Annotated in this window: 17 protein-coding genes; 15 read left to right on the top strand and 2 right to left on the bottom strand. The window is 63.6% G+C overall.

From position 1 onward, the window contains the following. The first annotated feature begins 111 nt into the window (after positions 1 to 111). The 10 genes from AC6I99_RS16610 to AC6I99_RS16565 all read left to right on the top strand — a co-directional run bounded on the left by AC6I99_RS16610 (position 112) and on the right by AC6I99_RS16565 (position 10,957). Positions 112 to 1,854, top strand: a complete 1,743-nt coding sequence (locus AC6I99_RS16610; protein WP_224088467.1) for a nitrite/sulfite reductase — start codon at positions 112 to 114, stop codon at positions 1,852 to 1,854. Further along, the gene (locus AC6I99_RS16605) at positions 1,851 to 2,564 is read left to right on the top strand and encodes a phosphoadenylyl-sulfate reductase (protein ID WP_224088465.1); all 714 of its coding nucleotides are present in this window, start codon (positions 1,851 to 1,853) and stop codon (positions 2,562 to 2,564) included. Before AC6I99_RS16610 ends, AC6I99_RS16605 begins: the two co-directional genes overlap by 4 nt. After that, the gene (gene cysD, locus AC6I99_RS16600; RefSeq protein WP_309925589.1) at positions 2,561 to 3,568 is read left to right on the top strand and encodes a sulfate adenylyltransferase subunit CysD; all 1,008 of its coding nucleotides are present in this window, start codon (positions 2,561 to 2,563) and stop codon (positions 3,566 to 3,568) included. The genes AC6I99_RS16605 and cysD overlap by 4 nt, the downstream gene beginning before the upstream one ends. Next, complete coding sequence (locus AC6I99_RS16595) at positions 3,569 to 4,981, top strand: sulfate adenylyltransferase subunit 1 (protein ID WP_224088460.1); 1,413 nt, start codon at positions 3,569 to 3,571, stop codon at positions 4,979 to 4,981. Between the two features lie 114 nt (positions 4,982 to 5,095). Continuing rightward, positions 5,096 to 6,049, top strand: a complete 954-nt coding sequence (gene mmuM, locus AC6I99_RS16590; RefSeq protein WP_497961303.1) for a homocysteine S-methyltransferase — start codon at positions 5,096 to 5,098, stop codon at positions 6,047 to 6,049. Positions 6,050 to 6,276: 227 nt separating this feature from the next. Continuing rightward, complete coding sequence (locus AC6I99_RS16585) at positions 6,277 to 7,425, top strand: ABC transporter substrate-binding protein (protein WP_224088456.1); 1,149 nt, start codon at positions 6,277 to 6,279, stop codon at positions 7,423 to 7,425. Between the two features lie 100 nt (positions 7,426 to 7,525). Further along, positions 7,526 to 8,257, top strand: a complete 732-nt coding sequence (locus AC6I99_RS16580) for an ABC transporter ATP-binding protein (protein WP_224165081.1) — start codon at positions 7,526 to 7,528, stop codon at positions 8,255 to 8,257. Continuing rightward, on the top strand, positions 8,247 to 9,191 hold the full coding sequence (locus AC6I99_RS16575) for an ABC transporter permease (RefSeq protein WP_224088454.1): 945 nt from the start codon (positions 8,247 to 8,249) through the stop codon (positions 9,189 to 9,191). The genes AC6I99_RS16580 and AC6I99_RS16575 overlap by 11 nt, the downstream gene beginning before the upstream one ends. A 102-nt stretch (positions 9,192 to 9,293) precedes the next feature. Further along, positions 9,294 to 9,851, top strand: coding sequence for a dihydrofolate reductase family protein (locus AC6I99_RS16570; RefSeq protein ID WP_497944628.1), 558 nt, complete (start codon positions 9,294 to 9,296; stop codon positions 9,849 to 9,851). A 47-nt stretch (positions 9,852 to 9,898) separates the two neighbouring features. After that, the gene (locus AC6I99_RS16565) at positions 9,899 to 10,957 is read left to right on the top strand and encodes an LLM class flavin-dependent oxidoreductase (RefSeq protein WP_497961302.1); all 1,059 of its coding nucleotides are present in this window, start codon (positions 9,899 to 9,901) and stop codon (positions 10,955 to 10,957) included. A gap of 7 nt (positions 10,958 to 10,964) precedes the next feature. Here AC6I99_RS16565 and AC6I99_RS16560 read toward each other — a convergent pair whose 3' ends face one another. Both AC6I99_RS16560 and AC6I99_RS16555 read right to left on the bottom strand, forming a co-directional pair. After that, entirely contained in the window at positions 10,965 to 13,796 is a 2,832-nt protein-coding gene (locus AC6I99_RS16560; protein WP_497961301.1) for an aminotransferase class I/II-fold pyridoxal phosphate-dependent enzyme, read from the bottom strand. A gap of 17 nt (positions 13,797 to 13,813) precedes the next feature. Continuing rightward, entirely contained in the window at positions 13,814 to 15,265 is a 1,452-nt protein-coding gene (locus AC6I99_RS16555; protein ID WP_497961987.1) for an amino acid permease, read from the bottom strand. A gap of 387 nt (positions 15,266 to 15,652) precedes the next feature. On the opposite strand from AC6I99_RS16555, the gene AC6I99_RS16550 reads away from it, so the two are divergent. The 5 genes from AC6I99_RS16550 (at position 15,653) to AC6I99_RS16530 (ending at position 22,537) form a co-directional block, all read left to right on the top strand. After that, positions 15,653 to 17,269, top strand: coding sequence for a PucR family transcriptional regulator (locus tag AC6I99_RS16550; protein ID WP_497961300.1), 1,617 nt, complete (start codon positions 15,653 to 15,655; stop codon positions 17,267 to 17,269). Positions 17,270 to 17,273: 4 nt separating this feature from the next. Then, positions 17,274 to 18,185 (top strand): glutaminase, encoded by a 912-nt coding sequence (locus AC6I99_RS16545; protein ID WP_224165076.1) that lies wholly within the window; start codon positions 17,274 to 17,276, stop codon positions 18,183 to 18,185. Between the two features lie 128 nt (positions 18,186 to 18,313). Continuing rightward, on the top strand, positions 18,314 to 19,591 hold the full coding sequence (cobA, locus tag AC6I99_RS16540) for a uroporphyrinogen-III C-methyltransferase (protein WP_497961299.1): 1,278 nt from the start codon (positions 18,314 to 18,316) through the stop codon (positions 19,589 to 19,591). A 20-nt stretch (positions 19,592 to 19,611) separates the two neighbouring features. Then, on the top strand, positions 19,612 to 21,078 hold the full coding sequence (locus tag AC6I99_RS16535; protein WP_497944634.1) for an FAD-dependent oxidoreductase: 1,467 nt from the start codon (positions 19,612 to 19,614) through the stop codon (positions 21,076 to 21,078). A 79-nt stretch (positions 21,079 to 21,157) separates the two neighbouring features. Continuing rightward, complete coding sequence (locus AC6I99_RS16530) at positions 21,158 to 22,537, top strand: MBL fold metallo-hydrolase (RefSeq protein WP_497961298.1); 1,380 nt, start codon at positions 21,158 to 21,160, stop codon at positions 22,535 to 22,537. The last annotated feature ends 43 nt before the right edge of the window (positions 22,538 to 22,580 follow it).

The following is a 22,580-nucleotide window of genomic DNA, read 5'->3' as shown; positions in this document are numbered from 1 at the left end:
ACGGGCTCCCGGGACAAGGCCGCTGGCGTGTTCGTGACGAAATGTTTCCCTAGGTGACTTAGCGTTTCCGGACCTTTGCTGACGAAAACTGGCCAGACCTAAAGTCGACGTATGACAGATACAGCTGTAGCCGGTGCGCCCGCGGACTCCGCAGTCCCCTCGCGCCCAGCACGCACCCGCCCTGCCGCCAAGCCCCACGGCCAGTGGAAGGTTGATGGCACTGCGCCGCTCAACGCCAACGAAACCTGGAAGCAGGAAGACAACGGGCTGAACGTCCGTGAGCGGATTGAGTCTGTCTATTCCAAAGAGGGCTTCGACTCGATCGACGGCACCGACCTTCACGGCCGTTTCCGCTGGTGGGGCCTCTACACCCAGCGCAAGCCCGGGATCGACGGCGGCAAGACCGCAACCCTTGAGCCGCACGAGCTCGAAGACAAGTACTTCATGCTGCGCGTGCGCATCGACGGCGGTGCGCTGACCACCGAGCAGCTGCGCGTTATCGGCCAGATCTCCGTGGACTTCGCCCGCGGCTCGGCCGACCTCACGGACCGCCAGAACATCCAGCTCCACTGGATCCGCGTGGAGGATGTGCCGGAAATCTGGCGCCGCCTCGAATCCATCGGCCTGTCCACCACCGAAGCCTGCGGCGACGTTCCCCGCGTCATCCTCGGCTCCCCGGTTGCCGGCATCGCCAAGGACGAGATCATCGACCCCACGCCGCTCATCCACGAGCTCGCCGAGCGTTTCATCGGCGACCCGGAGCTGGCCAACCTGCCTCGTAAGTACAAGACCGCCATCACCGGCCACCCGTCCCAGGACGTAGTGCACGAGATCAACGACTTCGCCCTGGTGGGTGTCGTCCACCCCGAGCTCGGCGCAGGTTACGACCTCTGGGTTGGCGGCGGTTTGTCAACCAACCCGCGCCTTGCCGAACGCCTCGGCGTGTTCGTCTCGGCCGACGTCGCCGCCGAAGTGTGGCTGGGCGTCACCAGCATCTTCCGCGACTACGGCTACCGTCGCATGCGCACCAAGGCCCGCCTGAAGTTCCTGATGAACGACTGGGGTCCGGCCAAGTTCCGCCAGATCCTGGAAGACGAATACCTTGGCTTCAAGCTTCCGGACGGCCCCGCCGCTCCCAAGCCCACGGCTCCCGGCGACCACATCGGTGTCCACGAGCAGAAGGACGGCAAGTTCTTCATCGGCGTGACCCCCACGGTTGGCCGCACGTCCGGCGAGGCGCTGGTCAAGCTCGCCGACACTCTGGAGCAGCACGGCAGCTACCGCCTGCGCACTACTCCCCACCAGAAGCTCGTCATCCTGGACGTTGCCAAGGAGCAGGTGGAGCCGCTCATCGCTGAACTGGACACCCTGGGCCTTTCCGCCCGTCCGTCCGTGTTCCGCCGCGGCACCATCGCCTGCACCGGCATTGAGTTCTGCAAGCTGGCCATCGTGGAAACCAAGGTCACCGCGGCTACGGCAATCGCCGAACTGGAACGCCGCCTGGCTGACCTCGTGGAGACCAAGCAGCTGCCCCAGGCACTGTCCCTCCACATCAACGGCTGCCCCAACTCCTGCGCCCGCATCCAGACCGCGGACATCGGCCTCAAGGGCATGATGCTGCCAACGCCCGACGGCGACCCCACCCCGGGTTTCCAGGTTCACCTCGGTGGCGGGCTGGCCAACAACGAGCGTGAGGAAGCCGGTTTGGGACGTACCGTCCGCGGCCTCAAGGTCACGGTCGAAAACCTGCCTGACTACGTGGAGCGTGTGGTCCGCAAGTTCGTCGCCACTGGCGCCGAGGGCCAGACCTTCGCGGAGTGGGCACTCTCCGCAGATGAAGGAGACCTCCAGTGACAGTTGCAACCAAGCGTTCCAATGAAGAACTCAAGGCTCTGGCCGAGGCCGGGGCTGCAGAGCTCGGCTGGAATGCTCCCGCCCGCGATGTCATCGCCTGGGTTGCCCGGAACTTCGAGCTGCCCGCGGTAACCGTGGCTTGCTCCATGGCCGACGCCGTACTGCCGGCCTTGGTCGCTGACCAGCTTCCCGGCGTCGACGTCTTGTTCCTGGAGACCGGCTACCACTTCAAGGAAACGTACGAGACCCGCGACGAAGTTGCGGCGAACCTGCGCGTCAACGTGGTGGACGTCCTTCCGGAGAACACGGTGGAACAGCAGGACCGTTTGCTGGGCAAGGACCTGTTCGCCCGCGACCCCGCCCAGTGCTGCGCGCTGCGCAAGGTAGAGCCGCTGCGCCGCTCGCTTGGCGGCTACGAGGTGTGGTTTACAGGTGTTCGCCGCGACGAAGGACCCACCCGCACCAACACGCCGGTGATCACTTGGGACGAGGGCTTTGGCCTGGTCAAGGTGAACCCGATGGTCGACTGGACCTTCGACCAGCTGGTCGAGTACTCCGAGGACAACATCCTTCCCGTCAACCCCCTCCTGAGCCAGGGCTACCCGTCCATCGGCTGCCAGCCCTGCACCCGCAAGGTGGCCCCGGGTGAAGATCCCCGCGCCGGCCGCTGGGCAGGATCCGACAAGACAGAATGCGGACTACACACATGAGCACTCAAACAACCAGCGAGGACCTCGAGTTGAACCAGTTGCAGAGCGAAGCTGAAGGGGCCGCCGCGGCGTGGCGGGCATCGCGAAGCGGGCACGGCGGCCCTTCAGGTGAGCGGTTGAGCTCACTGGACACCCTTGAGTCCGAGGCCATTCACATCATCCGTGAAGTCGTTGCTGAGTTCGAGAAGCCTGCGCTGCTGTTCTCCGGCGGCAAGGATTCCGTGGTCATGCTGCACCTGGCCACCAAGGCTTTCTGGCCGGGCAAGGTTCCTTTCCCGGTCCTGCACGTGGACACCGGCCACAACTTCCCGGAGGTCATCGACTTCCGCGACCGCACCGTTGAGCGTCTTGGTTTGAAGCTGGTTGTTGGTTCGGTCCAGGAGTTCATCGACCGTGGCGAACTGGCCGAGCGTGCCGACGGCACCCGCAACCCGCTGCAGACCGTTCCGCTGCTGGATGCCATCCAGCGCAACAAGTTCGACGCCGTGTTCGGCGGCGGCCGTCGCGATGAGGACAAGGCCCGCGCCAAGGAGCGCATCCTGAGCCTCCGCGACGAATTCGGCCAGTGGGACCCGCGCAACCAGCGCCCCGAGCTGTGGAACCTGTACAACGGCCGCCACACCGTGGGCCAGCACGTCCGCGCGTTTCCCATCAGCAACTGGACCGAGCTGGACATCTGGCGCTACATCGAGCGCGAGAATATCGAGCTCCCCAGCCTGTACTACGCCCACGAGCGCGAGGTTTTTGCCCGCGACGGCATGTGGCGTGCGGTAGGCGAGGTTTCCGAGCCGTTGCCGCACGAGGAAGTCATCACCAAGCTGGTTCGCTACCGCACGGTGGGCGACATGTCCTGCACCGGTGCCGTCGAATCCGACGCACGCACCGTGGCCGACGTCGTAGTTGAAGTCGCTGCCTCAACCCTGACCGAACGTGGCGCCACCCGAGCAGATGACCGCATCTCCGAGGCAGCCATGGAAGACCGCAAGAAGGACGGCTACTTCTAAATGAGCACCGATACCGTATTCCTGGATGGCGGGCTTGAGTCCGCGCCGCTCCCGTCCACGCTGTTCCGCTTCGCAACGGCTGGATCGGTGGACGACGGCAAGTCCACTTTGGTGGGCCGCCTCCTTCACGATTCGAAGGCGATTCTTGCTGACACGCTCGACGCCGTTGCCCGCACCTCTGCGGACCGCGGCTTCGGTGGGGACAAGGGCGGGATCGACCTCGCCCTCCTGACCGACGGCCTCCGTGCCGAGCGCGAGCAGGGCATCACGATCGACGTCGCATACCGCTACTTCGCCACCGACCGCCGCAGCTTCATCCTGGCGGACTGCCCCGGCCACGTTCAGTACACCAAGAACACGGTGACTGGCGCGTCCACTGCGGATGCCGTCGTCGTGCTGATCGACGCACGCAAGGGTGTCCTTGAGCAGACCCGCCGCCACCTGTCCGTGCTGCAGTTGCTCCGGGTTGCCCACGTCATTGTGGCGGTGAACAAGATCGACCTCGTTGACTTCAGCGAACAGGTGTTCCGCGACATCGAAACTGACGTGCAGAAGGTTGCCCGCGAGCTGGGACTTGGTTCCGACGGCGTGGCGGACCTGCTGGTGGTTCCGGTTTCGGCGCTCGACGGCGACAACGTCGTGGACCGCTCGGACCGCACCCCCTGGTACACCGGTCCTGCACTGCTTGAGGTCCTTGAAACGCTGCCGGCCGCTGACGAGCTGGAAGCCGAACTGGAGAGCTTCCGCTTCCCGGTGCAGCTGGTCATCCGTCCGCAGGGCGCCTTGGCACCGGACGCCGTGGCGGCTGGGCTCGATGTGGAGGCATACCGCGATTACCGTGCCTACGCCGGCCAGATCACCGAGGGCTCCGTCAAGGTTGGCGACGAAGTCACCGTGCTGAGCCCAGGCCACGAGCCGCGTATCACCCGGATTACCGGCATCGACTTCGCTGGCAAGGAACTTCAGGAAGCGGCTGCTCCGCAGTCCGTTGCCGTTCGTTTGGCTGACGAGATCGACATCGCCCGTGGCGACACCATCGCTGCCGCAGGCACGGTCCGCGAAAGCACTGCTGACCTGTACGCCTCGCTGTGCTGGCTCTCGCCGAAGCCCCTGCGCGAGGGTCAGAAGGTCCTGGTAAAGCACGGTACGCGCACGGTCCAGGCCCTGGTTCGCAACGTCACCGGCAAGCTGGACCTGGCTACCTTCAACGTGGAGCCTGCTTCAAGCCTTGAGCTCAACGACATCGGACACGCCCAGCTTCGCCTGGCTGCTCCGTTGCCGCTGGAGAACTACCTGCACCACCGCCGTACGGGCGCCTTCCTGGTGATCGACCCCATCGACGGCAACACCCTTGCCGCCGGCCTGGTCAAGGACCACCCTGGCGATCACGAAGACGAGCGCTACGTCATCTAAGGTCGAAAAGTCAGATAGACCGCAGCTTGTTCGAAAATCCCGGCCTTGTACGGCGGGGGGATTTCGAACAAGCTGCGGTTTTTTCATTGAGCGATTAAGCAGGAAGATCACCACATGCCACAGAACACAGCACTCAGCACCCTGTTGGACTCCGGCCAGGACCTCGTCCTGGATGGGGCCCTTGCCACCGAATTGGAGGCCCACGGCTGTGATCTTGAGGATGCCCTATGGTCGGCCAAGGTCCTGCTGGAACAGCCACACCTGATCAAGCAGGTCCACCGGGACTATTTCGACGCCGGTGCCTCCGTGGCGATCACAGCGAGCTACCAGGCAACTCCCCAGGGGTTTGCGCGTCGCGGGCTTTCCGTGGAGGAATCGCTGGAGTTGGTGGCCCGGAGCGTCCGGCTGGCCGACGAGGCCCGCCGCGAGCACGCTGCGGCGAACCCTTCCAACGGGCCTCTTCTGGTGGCCGGATCCGTAGGTCCCTACGGCGCCTATCTGGCTGACGGCTCGGAATACCGGGGCGACTACACCCTGAGCGGTGCGGAGTTCATGGATTTCCACCGCCCACGCATCGCCGCCCTTGTGGATGCCGGGGCAGACTTCCTGGCGTGCGAGACCCTGCCGTCGTTCGCCGAAGCGGAGGCGCTGTTGGCGCTCGTGGCGGAGTTCGACGTCGAATCCTGGTTTACGTTCACGCTGCGGGATGCGGAACACATCAGTGACGGAACGCCGCTGGCGGACGTGGCTGCGCTGCTCCGCACGGAACCGCGGGTAGCCGCCGTCGGGGTTAACTGTGTGCCGCTGGAACTTGTGACCTCGGCGCTGGGGACGCTGAACGAAGTATCGGACAAACCGTTGGTCGCGTACCCGAACTCGGGGGAGACGTACGACGCCGTCACCAAGACGTGGGGCCCTTCCGCAGGCGGTCACGGCACAACTACGCTCGCCGGGAACGCCGCTGACTGGCGCGAGCGTGGAGCCCGGCTGATCGGTGGCTGCTGCCGCACGACGCCGCAGGACATCGCAGAGCTGGCAGCAAACATGACGTCAAGTGACCTTGGGTGAACCCAAGTGCCGCACAACCCCACGCAACATTGAAGGCCTGGCGGCGAATATGACGTCACGTGACCCTGCGTGAACGTTGGTTTCCATGGGATTGAAGCGGAAATATGACAGTCCCTACTGTGAACTTATGACCTTTCCGGAATGGTCCTTCCTTGCCCCGAACGGGCGATGTCAAGGGGCCTGATCTTCGCCCCTTTTCGCATCCCACATCTCCTTAGGACCTCCCCATGGCAAACACCCCCGAGTCACAGAAGCCCGATTCCGGCACCACCCGCATCGTCGCTGGTGAGACCAACAAGCCCAAGCGTCGCCGCGGCCTTGAGATCGGCCTGGCCGTCGGCTTGGCCCTGCTGATCGGTGCAGGCGCCGCAGTGGCCTCCGTCGTCTCCCAGAACAACCAGGCCGCCCCGGCTCCTACGACGTCCCCGGCTGCTGAGCTCAAGCTCGGCTACTTCAGCAACGTCACCCACGGCCCGGCCCTGGTTGGCATCAGCAAAGGCATCATCGCCAAGGACCTCGGCGATACCAAGCTCAGCACCCAGATCTTCAATGCAGGCCCTGCCGCGATCGAAGCCTTGAACGCCGGCGCCATCGACGCCACCTACATCGGCCCCAACCCGGCCATCAACTCGTTCGTCAAGAGCAACGGCGAGTCCGTCAGCATCATCGCCGGCGCCGCAGCAGGCGGAGCCCAGCTGGTGGTCAAGCCCGAAATCAACTCCGCGGCTGACCTCAAGGGCAAAGTCCTCGCCTCTCCGCAGCTTGGCGGGACGCAGGACGTAGCCCTCCGCGCATGGTTGGGCCACCAGGGCTACAAGACCAACCCGGACGGCAGCGGCGACGTCAACATCAACCCGACCGAAAACGCCCAGACCCTGAAGCTCTTCCAGGACGGAAAGCTCGACGGCGCGTGGTTGCCTGAGCCGTGGGCCTCCCGTTTGGTCCTGGAAGCAGGCGCGAAAGTCCTCGTAGACGAGAAGGACCTGTGGGACAAGGGCGAATTCACCACCACCATCCTGATCGTGAACAAGAAGTTCGCCGCTGAGCACCCGGAAACCGTGAAGGCACTGCTCAAGGGCCATGTTGAATCCGTGAACTGGCTGAACTCCGCAACGCCAGAAGAGAAGGCCAGCACCATCAACGCTGTCCTGAAGGACACGGCCGGCAAGCCGCTCCCCGCCAACGTGATCGACCGCGCACTGAAGAACATCACCTTCACCACTGACCCGCTCGCGGGAACGTACAAGAAGCTCCTCCAGGACGGTGTGGACGCCGGCACCACCAAAGCTGCCGACATCAACGGCATCTTCGACCTCCGGGCATTGAACGAAGTAGAGGGCAAGAAGACGTCCGCTGCAGGGCTCGGCCAGGACTAAGCACCAACCGGCTGGTCCGCTTCCCCTCCGGAATACGGGTGGGGGAGCGGGCCGGCCTTCAGCCATATCAGCTCCACCAATCAACACGAAGGACGGGACCATGCCAGTCGTACTCGAGAACCTGGGCAAGCGCTTCGGCGACGGCGCCCCGGTGCTGGACGACGTCAACGCCACGATCGCGCAGGGCGAGTTCGTTGCCCTCCTCGGTGCGTCCGGCTGCGGCAAGTCCACGCTACTGAACATCATGGCGGGACTTGAGCATCCGACGTCGGGCGCCCTTGAAGTGCCCAGCGACGGCGCGGCGTTCATGTTCCAGGACTCGGCGCTGTTCCCGTGGTTGACGGCGCGAGGCAACATCGAGCTGGCACTTCAGCTGGCTGACAAGTCCAGCACCAAGGCCAGCCGCCGGGAACGGGCAACTGAACTGCTGGAGCTTGTCCACCTCGGCGGCGCCGGCGACAAGCGTCCGCATGAACTGTCCGGTGGCATGCGGCAACGCGTGGCCCTTGCACGTTCCTTGGCACAGGACCGGCAGCTGTTGTTGATGGACGAGCCCTTCGCGGCCCTTGACGCGATTACCCGCGACCTCTTGCACGACGAACTCGAGCGGATCTGGAAGGAAACCGGCCGCACCATCGTGTTCGTGACGCACAACGTTCGCGAGGCTGTCCGGTTGGGCCAGCGCGTGCTGCTTTTGTCCTCGCGTCCCGGCCGTGTTGTCGCCGAATGGGATGTGACCGAGGAACACCGAACCGATGCTGGTCGTGCCGGGGAGCTGACCGGAGTCATTACCCGCCGGCTACGCGAGGAGATCCGCCGCCATGCCAAGTAATCCCACCACTACCCAGGAGCGGACCCTGCCCGTGAGCGAATCCAGCGAGCACATTACTTCGCCGTCCTTGAAGGGCAACCCCTCCGAACTGCGCGACCTCGAAGCAGGCTTGGACAACCTCCAGTCCGATACCGGACGTAAGGCCGGCATCGAATGGAAGCGCGTACTGCTGCCGATCGCAGCCCTGGTAGTCCTCGTCCTCGCCTGGCAGTTCTACGTCTCCCTCGGCCTTAAGCGCCGTGACCAGGTTCCCGGGCCCCTTGATGTGCTCAACCAGCTGGTGACGCTCTGGGGTGAAGGCAGGGTTCAGGAATCGGTGTGGACTTCGTTGCAGCGCGGCTTGATCGGCTTCCTGATTTCGGTGGTGGTTGCTACGCCTGTGGGCCTGTTGCTGGCTCAGGTCGCTCCGCTTCGCCGCGCGTTTGGGCCTCTGATTTCCGGGCTTCAGGTCCTGCCGTCCGTGGCTTGGGTGCCGGCCGCGATCATCTGGTTTGGCCTGACCGATGCCACCGTCTACTTCGTGGTCCTCATGGGTGCGATCCCGTCGATCATCAACGGCCTCATCTCCGGTGTGGACCAGATCCCGCCGCAATACCGCAGCGTGGGTACTGTGCTCGGTGCGAACCGGCTGCAGATGGCCCTGCAGATCGTCCTTCCTGCAGCACTGCCCGGGTACATCGGCGGATTGAAGCAGGGTTGGGCTTTCTCCTGGCGCTCGTTGATGGCCGCGGAAATCATCGCTGTCGGTGGCACCATCGGCTTCGGCTTGGGCTCGCTGCTTGATCAAGGACGTGCGCTGTCCGACATGGCCGTGGTCATGTCCGCCATCCTGTTGATCCTGGCTGTGGGCATCCTGATCGAGCTCCTCGTTTTCGGCCCGATCGAAAAGCGCCTCCTCCAGCGTCGTGGTTTGCTGGCGGGCAGCAGCCGCTAGGGTCCCTTTCTTAAAGCAACGCGGGGTCAGATACAGCCCATGTTGAAGCTAAACATGGGCCGTAACTGACCCCGCGTTGCTTTGGCTGGCTAGAATCGGCGAATGGGCCTTCTAACGTTCAGCATCAACGTCACTTTGGATGGTTGCGTCGACCACCGTGAGGGCATCGCCGACGACGAGACGCATGCCCATTACACCCGGCTCCTGGAGGAGAGCGGCGCGATGCTCTGGGGCCGCACCACGTACGAAATGATGGAGGCCTACTGGCCGCTGGTGGCCCGTGGCGAAGTCGATGCGCCGCCTGCCCTGCGCGATTGGGCCCTCACACTGGAGACCAAGCCCAAATACGTGGTCTCGGCGACCCGTAGTGACTTCCCGTGGACCAACAGCCACCACGTTGTCGGCGAGCTGCGAACGGCGGTGCAGGAACTCAAGGACCGGACTCCCCGCGGCGTGCTTGTGGGCAGCGGCAAACTTGCCACCGAGCTGGACCGGCTGGACCTGATCGATGAGTACAAATTCCTCATCCACCCCATGATCACCGGGCACGGCCCAACCCTGTACCAAGGCGGACTGCCCACCACCCGACGCCTCGAACTGATCTCTGCCGAGCCGCTGAGCAACGGCGCGGTGGCCATGCACTACCGACGCGCCGGATAAGTTTTTTCGCGAGGAATTCCTGGGCCGTCTCACGAGTTGTCCCGGACATGCACAACAAACGGATCGGCTTCCTTTCCTTCGGCCATTGGGCACGCGTCCCTGGTTCACTGGTGCCGTCGGCCGGTGAAGCAATCAAGCAGGGCATCGAACTGGCGGTGGCCGCAGAGGAACTGGGGATCGATGGGGCGTTCTTCCGTGTGCACCACTTTGCCCGGCAGCAAGCGTCCCCGTTCCCGCTGCTCGCCGCCATCGCGGCAAGGACCAGCACCATCGAGATGGGCACCGGCGTGATCGACATGCGCTATGAAAACCCGCTGTACATGGCGGAGGAGGCTGCGGCCACGGACCTGATCAGCGATGGCCGGCTTCAGCTCGGAGTAAGCCGTGGTTCACCCGAGCCTGCCCTGAACGGAGCCGCCAACTTTGGCTATGTTCCGAACGAGGGCGAGGACGCAGGCGACATGGCGCGGCGCCACACCGCGCTGTTCCGCAAGGCCATTGCCGGGCACGGGGTTGCCCAGGCTGATCCCCACTACGCAGGCGGAGCCACTGGACTTCTGCCCATCCAGCCACTCTCTCCAGGACTTCCACAGCGGATCTGGTGGGGTGCCGGAACCCGCAAGACGGCAGTCTGGGCCGCCGAGCAAGGCATGAACCTCATGAGTTCCACGCTCCTGACCGAAGATACCGGCGTCCCGTTCGACCAATTGCAAGCCGAGCAGATCCACCTGTTCCGCGAAGCCTGGGCAGCTGCCGGGCACGACTTCGAGCCCCGCGTTTCCGTCAGCCGCAGCATCCTGCCGATCGTCGATGAGGTGGACAACCGGTACTTCGGCCTTCGCGCCCAAGCGGACCGGCAGGACCAGGTTGGAATTCTCGACGGCGCGTTGTCCCGTTTCGGGAAGAGCTACATCGGCGAGCCGGACGAGTTGGCAGAAGAACTCGCAGCCGATGCAGCCGTCCAGGCTGCCGATACCGTCCTGCTGACGGTGCCCAACCAACTTGGGGTGGAGTACAACGCGAAGCTCCTGGGGAACGTCGCGAAGTACATCGCACCTGCTTTTGGCTGGGCCCGACAAACGCCTAAGCCCCGGCAAAACGCCTGAGTTACGCCTACGAAGCGGCGGGCAGCCGCCCGATGCCCGCCGCTTCCACAGCAGTGTCCGAAACGCCAGCATCCGAAACCCCAGCATTCGAAACCCCAGACCCGGAAACCCCGGACCCCGAAACTGCAGGCCCGTCCACGAAAACCCGGTAACCGCGTTCGTGATCGAAGCCGTGGATCTCCCGGGTGTCCAAAGCAGCCATGAACTCCAACGTCTGCCGGGTAATGACCTGGCCCGGGACAAGGATGGGGAAGCCGGGCGGGTACGGCGTGACGAAGCCGGCAGAAATGACTTCCTGCCCGGCGCGCACTGCAAGGGCAAGTTCATCGGCGGACAGGTACGCCGTGGATTCGGGCTTGTAGCTTTCGAAGTAGGCTGCGCGGATATCCCCGTCTTCGCAGGCATCGTCCACACGGAACCGTGCGGCAAACGTGCTGAAGTCCGGGAGCGGTGGTGTCTGCCCAACCACCCCTGATGCTCCGGCCTGCGAAGACACAGGCACAGGCACTGTTCGGGGTCGCGCTGAGGGATGCGGGCTTTCGAAACCTTCGGCGAGTTTGACCAGCACCTCGATCAAGTACGCCACGGAACTCCGCGAAGTGCCGATGTTGGTCATGAACAGCACAGTGTTCCGGGACGTCTTGTTCACCTGGATTCCGTGATCGTCCATGAGGTAGCTGTGGCGGAACGTGTCGCCGTCGATGCCTGTCCTGCTGATGTCCAGCGTGAGGCGGCTGGGATCAATGACGAACTCATCGCGCTGCCAGGCGTCCTCAAGTTCCGCCAATCCCTCCCGCAGCGGCATGGCGGCGCTGGTTTCCCGGTATTGAGGCTCAATAAGGTCCCGCGAGGTCAACACGCGGAAGTATTTCTTCAGCAGGGGATGCCGTGCAACGGCTTGCGCGACGGAAACGGCGAGGTCGGATTGCTTCTGGACCAAACCAAAACCTTCCAGCTCCACCTGCCGACGGCCAATGTCCAGGGACGCCAGGATTTGGTAGTTGGGCGAGGTGGAGGTGTGGGTCATGTACGCCTCGCGGAAGGACTCCTGGTTGGAGGCCATGAAGTCCTGGTCGTACACGTGGATCATCGAACCTTGGCGCAAGGACGTCAACGTCTTATGCGTGGACTGGGTGGCGTAAACCCTGATGCGTGCCTTCTCAGGGTTGGGAATCAGCCGCGTGTTCAGCCAGGCCTCATCATCAACGGGCTCACCGGTGACAGGGTCATGCAGGGCCGCTGCTTGCCCGGCGTACCGGGCCGCGTAGGCAGGGTTGCTGAAGGAGGCTTCCAGTGCGGCTGCTGACGCCATTGCCGTTCGACGCCGGTAGATGGGGTGGGAGCGGGCGAAAGCAAACCATGCCTCGTCCCAGAGGAAAACCAGATCGGGTTTGATGGCCAGGCATTCCTCCATGACACGCTCGACGTCGTAAACGATTCCGTCAAACGTGCAGTTGGTGAGCGTGACCATTTTGACCTCGTGCAGCCGTCCGGCCCGCCGGTACTCAAGCAGCCTGCGCTTCAAACTGGCCAAGGGCACAGCACCATAGAAGGCGTACTTGTCCAAGGGGTAGGCATCCAGATATGAAACGCGGGCACCAGCGAGCACGAAGGCGTAGTGATGGGACTTGTGGCAGTTTCGATCAACCAGCACAACGTCGCCAGGAGCCAGCAGAGACTGATGAACGATCTTGTTGGCCGTGGACGTGCCATTGGTAACGAAGTAGGTTCTCTGCGCTCCGAAGGCCCGGGCGGCGAGGTCCTGCGCCTGCTTGATGGATCCATGCGGGTCCAGGAGCGAATCGAGGCCGCCGGACGTTGCCGAAGTCTCTGCCAAAAGGAGGTTTGTCCCGTAGAAATCGGCCATGTCCCGGATCCAAGGGGAGTTCCCTACGGATCCTCCACGCGAAATGGGCAGCGCGTGGAAGACGCTTGCAGGGCGTCGGCTGTAATCCTGGAGAGCTGTGAAGAACGGAGCCTCGTATCGTTCCGCAACCCCGGACAACAGGGACAAGTGCAGGTCCAAGTGATCCTGCCTGCGGAAAATCCTTCGGAACTTCCTGGTCAGCGATCCGGCCAGGGACTCGATGGAGACGCCTGCAACGAGGTAGACGTCCAGCTCAGGCCTGAGACCGGATATTTCCTCGGCCAGGCCAAGGATCCGTTTGACGGGTCGCAAGGCCTGCAGGCCTTCGGGCGTGTGCCCGGCCAGGAACCGGCGGAGGTCGGTGCCAAGCTGCCGGGAGCTGCGAACGGAGAAGCCCGGACGCAGGATCACTGCCTGGATGTCGGGGTTAAGCAGGACGGCGACCAACGCGTCTTCGTAGCTGGGAACCACATTGATTTCGTACGTGAAAGCATCGGAAGGGCGTCGCTGGGCTGCCACGCTGCCCTTCAATGCCTCCGCTTCCTGGGCCGTGATGTTGTCCACCATCAGGACCTCAAAACGGGGTCGTTCAGCCTGCTCGGCTGGTGCAACCTCGTCCTCCAGCGACTCCTGGACAAGCCCGGACGATGAACCTTGCTCCGCTCCGGAAGCCAACGGCAGATGCGCCAAACCGCCCAGAAGTTCCAGCGCGGCGTGGGGGTCGCCGTCGTTCACCAGTTGGCGTAACTGGGCCACAGCGGCAACGCCCGGTTTTGCCCAGTAGGGCTCCACGGCATCCAGAAGAGCGAAAGTCCGGCTGATCTGGGAGTGCAAACCTGAGTCGGAGGATCCTGCGTAAGGGTCCAAGGCAAGCTGCTTGATGGCATATCCCAGGAACTCCCAAGCATCGGCGCGCGACCGCCAGGCGCGGCTGGGCGTGCCAATTTTTGGAAGGGGGGAGAGGGTGCTCATGTGAAGTGTGTTCTCTTTCAAACTGAGGGCGGGTTCAAAGCGGACTGTTCATTACGGATTCGGCCCCTGTGGGCGTACCAGCCACCCACCAGCAGCGGCGCCAGCACCAGCAGGGACGCGAGCACCCAGCGGCCTGTTTCCGAGAAACCCATGGTGATCAGGACAAAGGCCAGGAATCCGAGGGTGAGATAGGAGGTAAAGGGGGCGCCGAACAGCCGGAATGCGGGCCTAATGACTTTGCCGCTCCGCACCCAGGCCTGCAGCTTGATGTGGCAGAGCATGATGGTGGCCCAACCGCCGATGATGCCCAGCGCAGAGACCTCGAGCACGATTTCAAAGACCTGCGACGGAACGATCGCATTCAGGCCCACGCCCATCAAGGTGATGACAGCAGTCAGCAGGATGCCGCCGTAGGGGACGCCGGAAGCGCTGATGCGGGCGGTGAAGCGCGGCGCTGAGCCCTTGATTGCCATGGAACGCAGGATCCGGCCGGTGGAGTACAGGCCAGCGTTGAGGCTTGAGAGGGCGGCGGTCAGAACCACGAAGTTCATCACGGAGGCCGAGATCGCGCCGGCCTGGGGATCGCCAAGGTGGGAGAAGAAGGTCACGAACGGCGACTCACCGGACTTGTAGGACGTGAAAGGCAGCAGAAGGGAGAGCAACAGGACGGAGCCGACGTAGAAAATGCCGATACGGAGAACCACCGTGTTGACGGCTTTGGGCATGACCTTGTGCGGGTTGGCGGTTTCGCCGGCGGCCGTTCCCACCAACTCAACAGCTGCGTACGCGAAGACGACGCCGCTGATTGCCAGGAGTGGCGCCACCGCGCCCATGGGAAAGAGGCCCCCGTTGTCCGCAATGACGTTCAGGCCGGGAACGCCCACGTCCGTCCTGCCACCAAGGACGATGAAGCAGATTCCGACGACGAGGAAGGCTACCAGCGCACCGACCTTGATGAGGGCGAACCAGAACTCCATCTCACCGAAGATCTTTACCGACACGAGGTTCAAGGCCAGCACTACAACCAGTGCGATGAGGGCGATGAGCCACTGCGGGACGTCGTTGATCGGCTGCCAGAACTGGCCCCAAAACTTCACGTACAGGGCCACCGCGGTCACATCCACAATGGAGGTCATGGCCCAGTTCAGGAAGTACAACCAACCAGCCGTGTAGGCCATTTTCTCGCCATAAAACTCACGGGCATAGGAAACGAACGAGCCTGAGGCCGGGCGGTAGAGAACCAGCTCGCCCAAGGCGCGCAGGATGAGGAAGGCAAAGAATCCGCACACCGCATACACCAGGATCAAGGCCGGGCCTGAACCATTGAGGCGGCCTCCGGCTCCCATGAAAAGCCCCGTGCCGATCGCGCCGCCTATGGCGATCATTTGGATCTGGCGGGGCTTGAGGGTCTTCCGGTAGCCCGATTCTTCCGTTGAGAAATCCTGGCCCGGCTCCTGGGCAACAAGCAGGGTGCCGGCCTCGTCGGACCGGTCGGGCGCAGCAGAATGCGCTGAAACTGACGTGGGTATCACTGGGGGTCTCCTTTGACTCCGGCGCCGCCGTCGGCAGCTCAACAGTTCCGAACGGCACAAACCTGCTGAGTGCACAGGCAGAACACACAGTGTTTGTGGCGTTGGGGACAGTAAATAACTCTAGATCTCAGGGGAATCGCGCAAATTGGCTGGCGAACCAAATTCGGGCCCCGGCTCTTGTGCCAGCTGGACAACACTGGTGTCCTGAAGGCCCGGTAATGTTTCTGGCTGTGCGCGATTGCGCAGGAGCATGGGCAGGACTTCTTCAATGGCGAAGGATGTCCGGTTGACCCGAATTGAATACGAGAGGAAGCGATAGCTTCGTTGAATGCCCTGGACATTGACGACGACGGAGTCGTCACCTTGCTGAGCGATGTACTTGAAGACCTGGGCGTGGACAACGCACGGTTATTGCTTGCCCCGGACGCGGACAACCTGACAGTTCGTGAAACGGTCATTGTGGATGCAGAAGACGAGGATGCCACCCGTCCCGGGTCCTTGGTGATGCTCATCGGTGCCCGTGGACGTGTGGCGCTGCCGGCAATCCGGAGGATCATCAGCGGCAGGCCCACGGCCGTGGCCGTCAAGGGCAACGAACGTGAACTCGAAGCCGTGGCGGAACTGCTGCAATCCACCGGAATTGGATTGGTAGCCGTAGCTCCCGGCCTTCGCTGGGACAAGTTTGAAAGCGTCGCTGTGGACCGTATCCGGGAACGTGGTGTGTCCGGGGATAACCCCACCACGGTGCACAGGGACTTGTTCGCCATCGCCCAAACAACCGCAACCCTGACCAACGGCCACGTTGTGATCGAGGATCCGGGAAACAGGGTCCTTGCCTACTCGCCGGCATCCAACGATGTTGATGAGCTTCGGCGCCTGTCCATCCTTGCGCGGCGCGGACCGGAGCGGTACCAGAAACTCCTCAAGGAATCAGGCGTCTACAAGCATCTTCAGGCCACAGAAGAACCCGTCCATGTGGAGGCCAACCCTGATGCCGGCCTTCGGGAACGCGTGGCCATTGGCATCCATGCGGGGAGCCGGGTGATGGGCTACATCTGGCTGCAGGAAGGTGCCGAGCCGTTGGCGCCGAACACTGACAGGCTGATGATCGGTGCTGCCCGGCATGCCGCGATTGAACTGGTGCGCCACCGGAACCAGCAATCCCAGTCGATGCGCGAAGACAGGGTGTCCAGCCTGCTCAGCGGAACGGCACAGGTTCACTCGCAGGCCCAGTCGGCAGGAATAGACCCGTCCAAACCGGCTGCCTTGGTGCTGATTTCGGCGGGCGGGCTGGACCAGAGCGCCCCGGGGCAACAGCTCAGAAGGGGCGAGCTCTCCAACCTCGCCTCCATCCACGCTGCGGCGTACCGTCCGGGAGCAGTGGTGGGGGCCCTGGGCACGGAAACGGCGATCATCCTGCCGGATCTGGACCCGGTGAAGTCTTTGCCCGCCATCAACCGGCTGGTCAACACGATTGTGCGCGACGCCACCACCCACCTTCATTTCCAGGTCCAGGCCGCCGTGGGCCCGATTGTTCCGCGGCTGGACGCCCTGTACGCCACGCTTGACCATGTCCGCAGCGTCCTGAAGGTGTTGCAGAGCACCCCGTCCATCCGTGTTGCTTCCTACCGGGATGTGGAAACCACGGTCCTCACCAACGAGTTGCTGGATCTGCTGGAAACCCGGAAGGGGCTGCGGCACCAAGGCATAGCGAAGCTCTGCGACCGATACCCGGAGTTCGCTCTGACACTGCTCACATACCTCGAATTCTTTGGCGATGTGAACCGCTGCGCGGAGGAACTGGCCATCCACCGCAACACCGTCCACTACCGGCTCCGACGCGCTTGCGAAGAGGCCGGCCTGGACCTGCAGTCCGCGGACGAACGATTGCTCGCCCATCTCCAGATACGACTTTGGACCTACGCAGAGGCCAGGAGCTAGAACCTTGGACATCCAGAATCTCCTCGACGACATCGTCGGGGCAGTGCAGCCGCACGTCGGGCAAGGCAATGTTGCCGACTACATTCCGCAGCTGGGAGCAGTAGACCCCCACCAGTTCGGCATCTCCATCGCAACCCGGGACGGTGACGTCTACTCTTCAGGGGACGCGCATGTGCCCTTCTCCATCCAAAGCATTTCCAAGGTGTTCGCCCTCGCCCTGGTGTTGGCCTTCGACGGCGATGGCATCTGGAAGCGCGTCTTCCGTGAACCTTCGGGCAACCCGTTCAACTCGTTGATCCAGTTGGAGAGCGAGGAAGGGATTCCCCGGAACCCCTTCATCAACGCTGGCGCGATCGTCGTCAGTGACCGGCTCCTCAGCGTCACGGGAAGCGCTGCCCTGGCTGTCCGCGACCTGATGCGCCGCGAAACCGGCAACTCCACCGTGGACGCGGACCACTACGTAGCGGCCTCGGAACTCCGCAACAGCCACCGCAATGCCTCACTGGCCCACTTCCTTGCCAGCTGCGGCAACCTGGAGAACCCTGTGGAAGCCGTCCTCGAGTCCTATGTGGAGCAGTGTGCCCTGGCGATGACCTGCGAGGACCTGGCGCTCGCAACCCGGTTCCTGGCCGCCAACGGTGTTGGAGCAGACGGCACACGATTGCTGTCCCCAGCGCAGACCAAGCGGATCAATGCGGTCATGCTCACCTGCGGGACCTACGACGCCGCCGGCGAATTCGCTTATCGTGTTGGGCTTCCGGGGAAGAGCGGCGTTGGGGGCGGAATCGTGGCAGTGGTGCCCAATAAATGCGCCATCAGTGTGTGGAGCCCGGGCCTGGGGCGGTCCGGCAACTCGGTGGCAGGGGTTGCAGCCTTGGACGAATTCACGACGCGCACGGGCTGGTCTGTTTTCTAGAGGTAGTGGTTTCCGGACGTTTGCCCAAGGAAACAAGGGATGAAGCGTATGTGACGCTGGATTACCCAGCGTTACCGGGTGTTTCCGAGCCTTTGAAGCATATTACGGGCCCGCCCTACAGTTTTTTTATGGCAATACAGGACATTTACCCCACGGCACTGCGGCTGCTCGGCCGCCCGGTGCTGGTTGTGGGCGGCGGGCCCGTCGCGGAGCGCCGTGCCAAGGGACTGCTCGACGCCGGTGCGAAAGTTACCGTGGTCGCTCCCGTTGCCTCCGAAAACCTCCGCGGCCTCGCCAACGCCGGACTCCTCATCTGGGAGCCGCGCGAGTACCGCACATCGGACCTCGACGGCGTATGGTTCGTTCAGACCGCCACGGGCACTGCCCCTGTGGACACCCAGGTAGCAGCCGACGCCGAAGCGCAGCGCATCTGGTGCGTCAACGCCTCGGACCACGAATCATCAGCTGCCTGGACGCCCGCCGTGGCCGTGGTGGATGACGTCAAGATCGCCATCAATGCCGGGGGAGACCCGCGCCGCGCCATGGCGCTCCGCGACGCTGTTGCCACTGCCTTGGAAACCGGCGACCTGCCGCTGCGTCGTCACCGCAAGCCGGACGCCGCTGGCAAAGCGCCTGCTGGTTCTGTAGCACTCGTTGGCGGCGGCCCTGGCGACTCGGGACTCATCACAGTCCGCGGCCGCCGCTTGCTCGGCCAGGCCGACGTCGTGGTTGCAGACCGTCTTGGCCCACGTGAGCTGCTCAAGGAACTGGCTCCGGACGTCCGCGTGATCGAGGTCGGCAAGACGCCGGGCCATCACCCGGTGCCGCAGCTTGAGATCAACCGCATCCTCGTGGACGAAGCCCTCAAGGGCAACCGCGTGGTCCGCCTCAAAGGTGGCGACCCCTACGTCCTGGGCCGCGGTGGCGAGGAAGCAGAGTTCTGCCGGCAGAACGGCGTCGAGGTTGAAGTGGTGTCCGGCGTGACATCGGCGATTTCGGTTCCTGCCGCTGCTGGTATTCCCGTCACGCATCGCGGACTGGCCAAGGGTTTCAGCGTCGTGACCGGCCACGAAGAACTTTCCGAAGTCCCTGCACGGCCGGACCACACTGTGGTTTTGCTCATGGGAGTGGCCCAATTGCGCGAGTCCGCCGCTGCCCTGGCTGGCTCGGGTCTGCCTTTGGACACTCCAGTAGGTATCGTTGAGAACGGGTATTTGCCGGATCAGCGCGTCACTATCGGCACGTTGGGATCCATCGCGGACCAGGCTGAGGCCGTCGGCGTGGCCAATCCCGCGGTGATCGTGATCGGCGATGTTGTCCGTGTCAGCCCCTTCGCCCCACAGCATTTCAAGACCGCTGATTACAGCACGATTACTCCCAACCGACCCCGCGTCCGCACCAACTGAGAAGAAGAAGGAACACAGCCGTGTCAATTAGCACCCCCGTAGGTTCTGCGGACCGTCCGCTTCGCGTCGCCGTCATCGGCTCCGGCCCTGCCGGCGTGTACGCAGCAGACATCCTGACCAAGAGCGAGGCCGTCAAGAGTGGCGAACTCAACGTCAGCATCGACCTCTTTGACCGCTACCCGGCACCCTATGGCCTGATCCGCTACGGCGTCGCTCCGGACCACCCCCGCATCAAGGGCATCGTCAACGCCCTGCACAAGGTCCTGGACCGCGGCGACATCCGCTTCTTCGGCAACGTTGACTACGGCACGGACATCTCCATCGAGGACCTGCGCAAGCACTACGACGCCGTTATCTTCGCCACGGGCGCCATCAAGGACGCGGACCTGAACATCCCGGGCATCGAGCTTGAGGGTTCCTTCGGCGGCGCCGACTTCGTCTCCTGGTACGACGGCCACCCGGACGTTCCCCGCGAATGGCCGCTGGACGCCAAGGAAATTGCTGTCCTCGGCAACGGAAACGTGGCCCTTGACGTGGCCCGTGTCCTCTCCAAGCACGCCGATGACCTGCTGGTCACCGAAATCCCGGACAACGTCTATGCAGGCCTGAAGAATTCCCCGGTCACAGACGTCCACGTCTTCGGCCGCCGCGGCCCGGCGCAGGTGAAGTTCACCCCGCTGGAACTCCGCGAACTTTCGCACTCCAAGGACGTGGACATCATCCTCTACGCCGAGGACTTCGAATTCGACGAAGAGTCCGACCGCCAGGTCCAGACGAACAACCAGACCAAGACCATGGTTGGCACGCTCACCAACTGGATCGCCGAGCAGCCCGAGGACCTCTCCGAGCTCAAGGCCTCCCGTCGCCTGCACCTGCACTTCCTGCACAGCCCGGTCGAGATCGTTGACTCCCCGGAAGCCCCGGGCAAGGTTGCCGGCATCAAGTTCGAGCGCACCGAGCTGGACGGCACGGGCAACGCCCGCGGCACCGGCGAGTTCGTCGACTACCCGGTCCAGGCCGTGTACCGCGCCATCGGCTACTTCGGTTCGGCCCTGCCGGACGTCGAGTTCGACCACAAGAAGGGCGTCGTGACCAACGACGGCGGCCGCGTCCTCGACGCCGACGGTCAGCACGTGCCGGGCCTCTACGCGACCGGTTGGATCAAGCGTGGTCCCGTGGGCCTCATCGGCCACACCAAGGGTGATGCCCTTGAAACGGTGACGTACCTTTTGGAGGACCGCGAAAACCTGCCGTTCGCCGAGGTTCCTGCGGCAGACGCCGTCGTGGATTTGCTCGACTCCCGCGGCGTGCAGTTCACCAGCTGGGAAGGCTGGCTGGCTCTGGACGCCCACGAGCTCGCGCTCGGCGCAGCAGCCACTGAGGCCGGCGGCTCCCACGGTGTTGAGGTCACGCGTGAGCGCATCAAGGTTGTGCCGCGCGAGGACATGGTCAACATCTCCCGCGACGGGGTCTCCGCACAGGTCTAAACCAACGCGGGGTCACTTACAGCCCATTCCGGGTCTTCGGATGGGCTGTAAGTGACCCCGCGTTGCTTTAACCTGAGGTATGGACGTCGTAGTCATCGAAACCACGGCATTGGGGGACCGGAGTTACCTGGTGCATGACGGCAAAGTTGCTCTGGTCATTGATCCGCAGCGGGACACCGACCGCGTTGAGGCAGCCGCGCGTGCCGCTGGCGTCCGGATCACGCATGTGGCCGAAACCCATCTCCACAACGACTACGTCACCGGCGGCCTGGTTTTGGCTGAAAAACATGGCGCCCAGTACCTCGTCAACGCCGCCGACCACGTTGCGTTCGATCGCGTCCCGGTCACCGACGGACAGGTCATCAGTGTGGGGCGCTTACTAGTAAACGTGCTCGCGACGCCTGGCCACACGCACACGCACCTCTCGTACGTGGTGCGGGATGACACGCACGACGGCGGCACTGAGGCTGTGTTTTCCGGCGGCAGCTTGCTCTACGGTTCAGTCGGGAGAACGGACCTGGTCTCGCCCGATGACACAGCAAAGTTGGCCCACGATCAGTACTCTTCGGTCCGGCGTCTTGTTTCCTCGGCATCACGGGACGCCGCCTTGTATCCAACACACGGCTTCGGATCCTTCTGCTCCGTGGGGCCCTCCAGCAAGGTCAAGGCCTCAACCATTGGCGAACAAGCCGCCGCCAACCATGCCCTGACTGATCAGGACGAGGACCATTTTGTGGCCGAATTGCTGGAGAACATCACAGCCTATCCGGCCTACTACGCGCACATGAGCCCCCTCAACGCCGCAGGCCCCGGTGCAGCGAACTTGCACGTGCCTGATTCCGTGGACGCCGCAGAGCTGGGCCGGCGCCTGGAGTCAGGGGAGTGGGTGGTGGATCTGCGGCACAGAGTGGCCTTCGCGGACAGCCATCTCCAAGGCAGCGTGAGCTTCGAATACGGGCGCGGCGACAACTTCACCAGCTACCTCGGGTGGGTGATCCCGTGGAATCAACCCCTTACCTTGCTGGGCCCGTTGGATGAGGTGGAGAAGGCGATCCGCGATTTGGCGAGAATTGGCATCGATGGTCCGGATGCCGCCGTCGGGCCTGGCGCCACGCCTCTGAACATTGGTGCGCTGGCGCCCGGGCATCCACGGGCGTCGTATCCGCACTCGGACTGGGCCGGTCTCGCCAAGGACAGGGCACCGGAGGACGTGGTCCTGGATGTTCGCCGCCCTGATGAATTCGCGGCGTCGCATGTCAAGGGTGCGCTGAACATTCCGGTTTACGAGTTGATCAGCAGGACCACTGAGGTGCCGGACGCCAGGATCTGGGTGCACTGTGCCACGGGATACCGGGCGAGTGTCGCAGCGAGCCTCCTGGACCGGGCGGGACGGGACGTGGTCCTGATCAACGCGCGGTTCAGGGACGCTGCCGGGGTGGGAATCGAGACTGTGCCATAGACGTTGCGAGCCCGCTATTTCGTCGTTGGGCAACAACGGACAA

The organism is Arthrobacter sp. TmtSoilC77 (assembly GCF_059739415.1).
Note: the sequence above shows the minus strand (reverse complement) of the source record. Positions and strands in the feature narration are given on the sequence as shown.

Coding starts and splice junctions, on each gene's coding strand:
- AC6I99_RS16610 (WP_224088467.1), top strand. CDS start 112: ATGACAGATACAGCTGTAGCCGGTGCGCCCGCGGACTCCGCAGTCCCC.
- cysD (WP_309925589.1), top strand. CDS start 2,561: ATGAGCACTCAAACAACCAGCGAGGACCTCGAGTTGAACCAGTTGCAG.
- AC6I99_RS16595 (WP_224088460.1), top strand. CDS start 3,569: ATGAGCACCGATACCGTATTCCTGGATGGCGGGCTTGAGTCCGCGCCG.
- mmuM (WP_497961303.1), top strand. CDS start 5,096: ATGCCACAGAACACAGCACTCAGCACCCTGTTGGACTCCGGCCAGGAC.
- AC6I99_RS16585 (WP_224088456.1), top strand. CDS start 6,277: ATGGCAAACACCCCCGAGTCACAGAAGCCCGATTCCGGCACCACCCGC.
- AC6I99_RS16580 (WP_224165081.1), top strand. CDS start 7,526: ATGCCAGTCGTACTCGAGAACCTGGGCAAGCGCTTCGGCGACGGCGCC.
- AC6I99_RS16575 (WP_224088454.1), top strand. CDS start 8,247: ATGCCAAGTAATCCCACCACTACCCAGGAGCGGACCCTGCCCGTGAGC.
- AC6I99_RS16570 (WP_497944628.1), top strand. CDS start 9,294: ATGGGCCTTCTAACGTTCAGCATCAACGTCACTTTGGATGGTTGCGTC.
- AC6I99_RS16565 (WP_497961302.1), top strand. CDS start 9,899: ATGCACAACAAACGGATCGGCTTCCTTTCCTTCGGCCATTGGGCACGC.
- AC6I99_RS16560 (WP_497961301.1), bottom strand. CDS start 13,796: ATGAGCACCCTCTCCCCCCTTCCAAAAATTGGCACGCCCAGCCGCGCC.
- cobA (WP_497961299.1), top strand. CDS start 18,314: ATGGCAATACAGGACATTTACCCCACGGCACTGCGGCTGCTCGGCCGC.
- AC6I99_RS16530 (WP_497961298.1), top strand. CDS start 21,158: ATGGACGTCGTAGTCATCGAAACCACGGCATTGGGGGACCGGAGTTAC.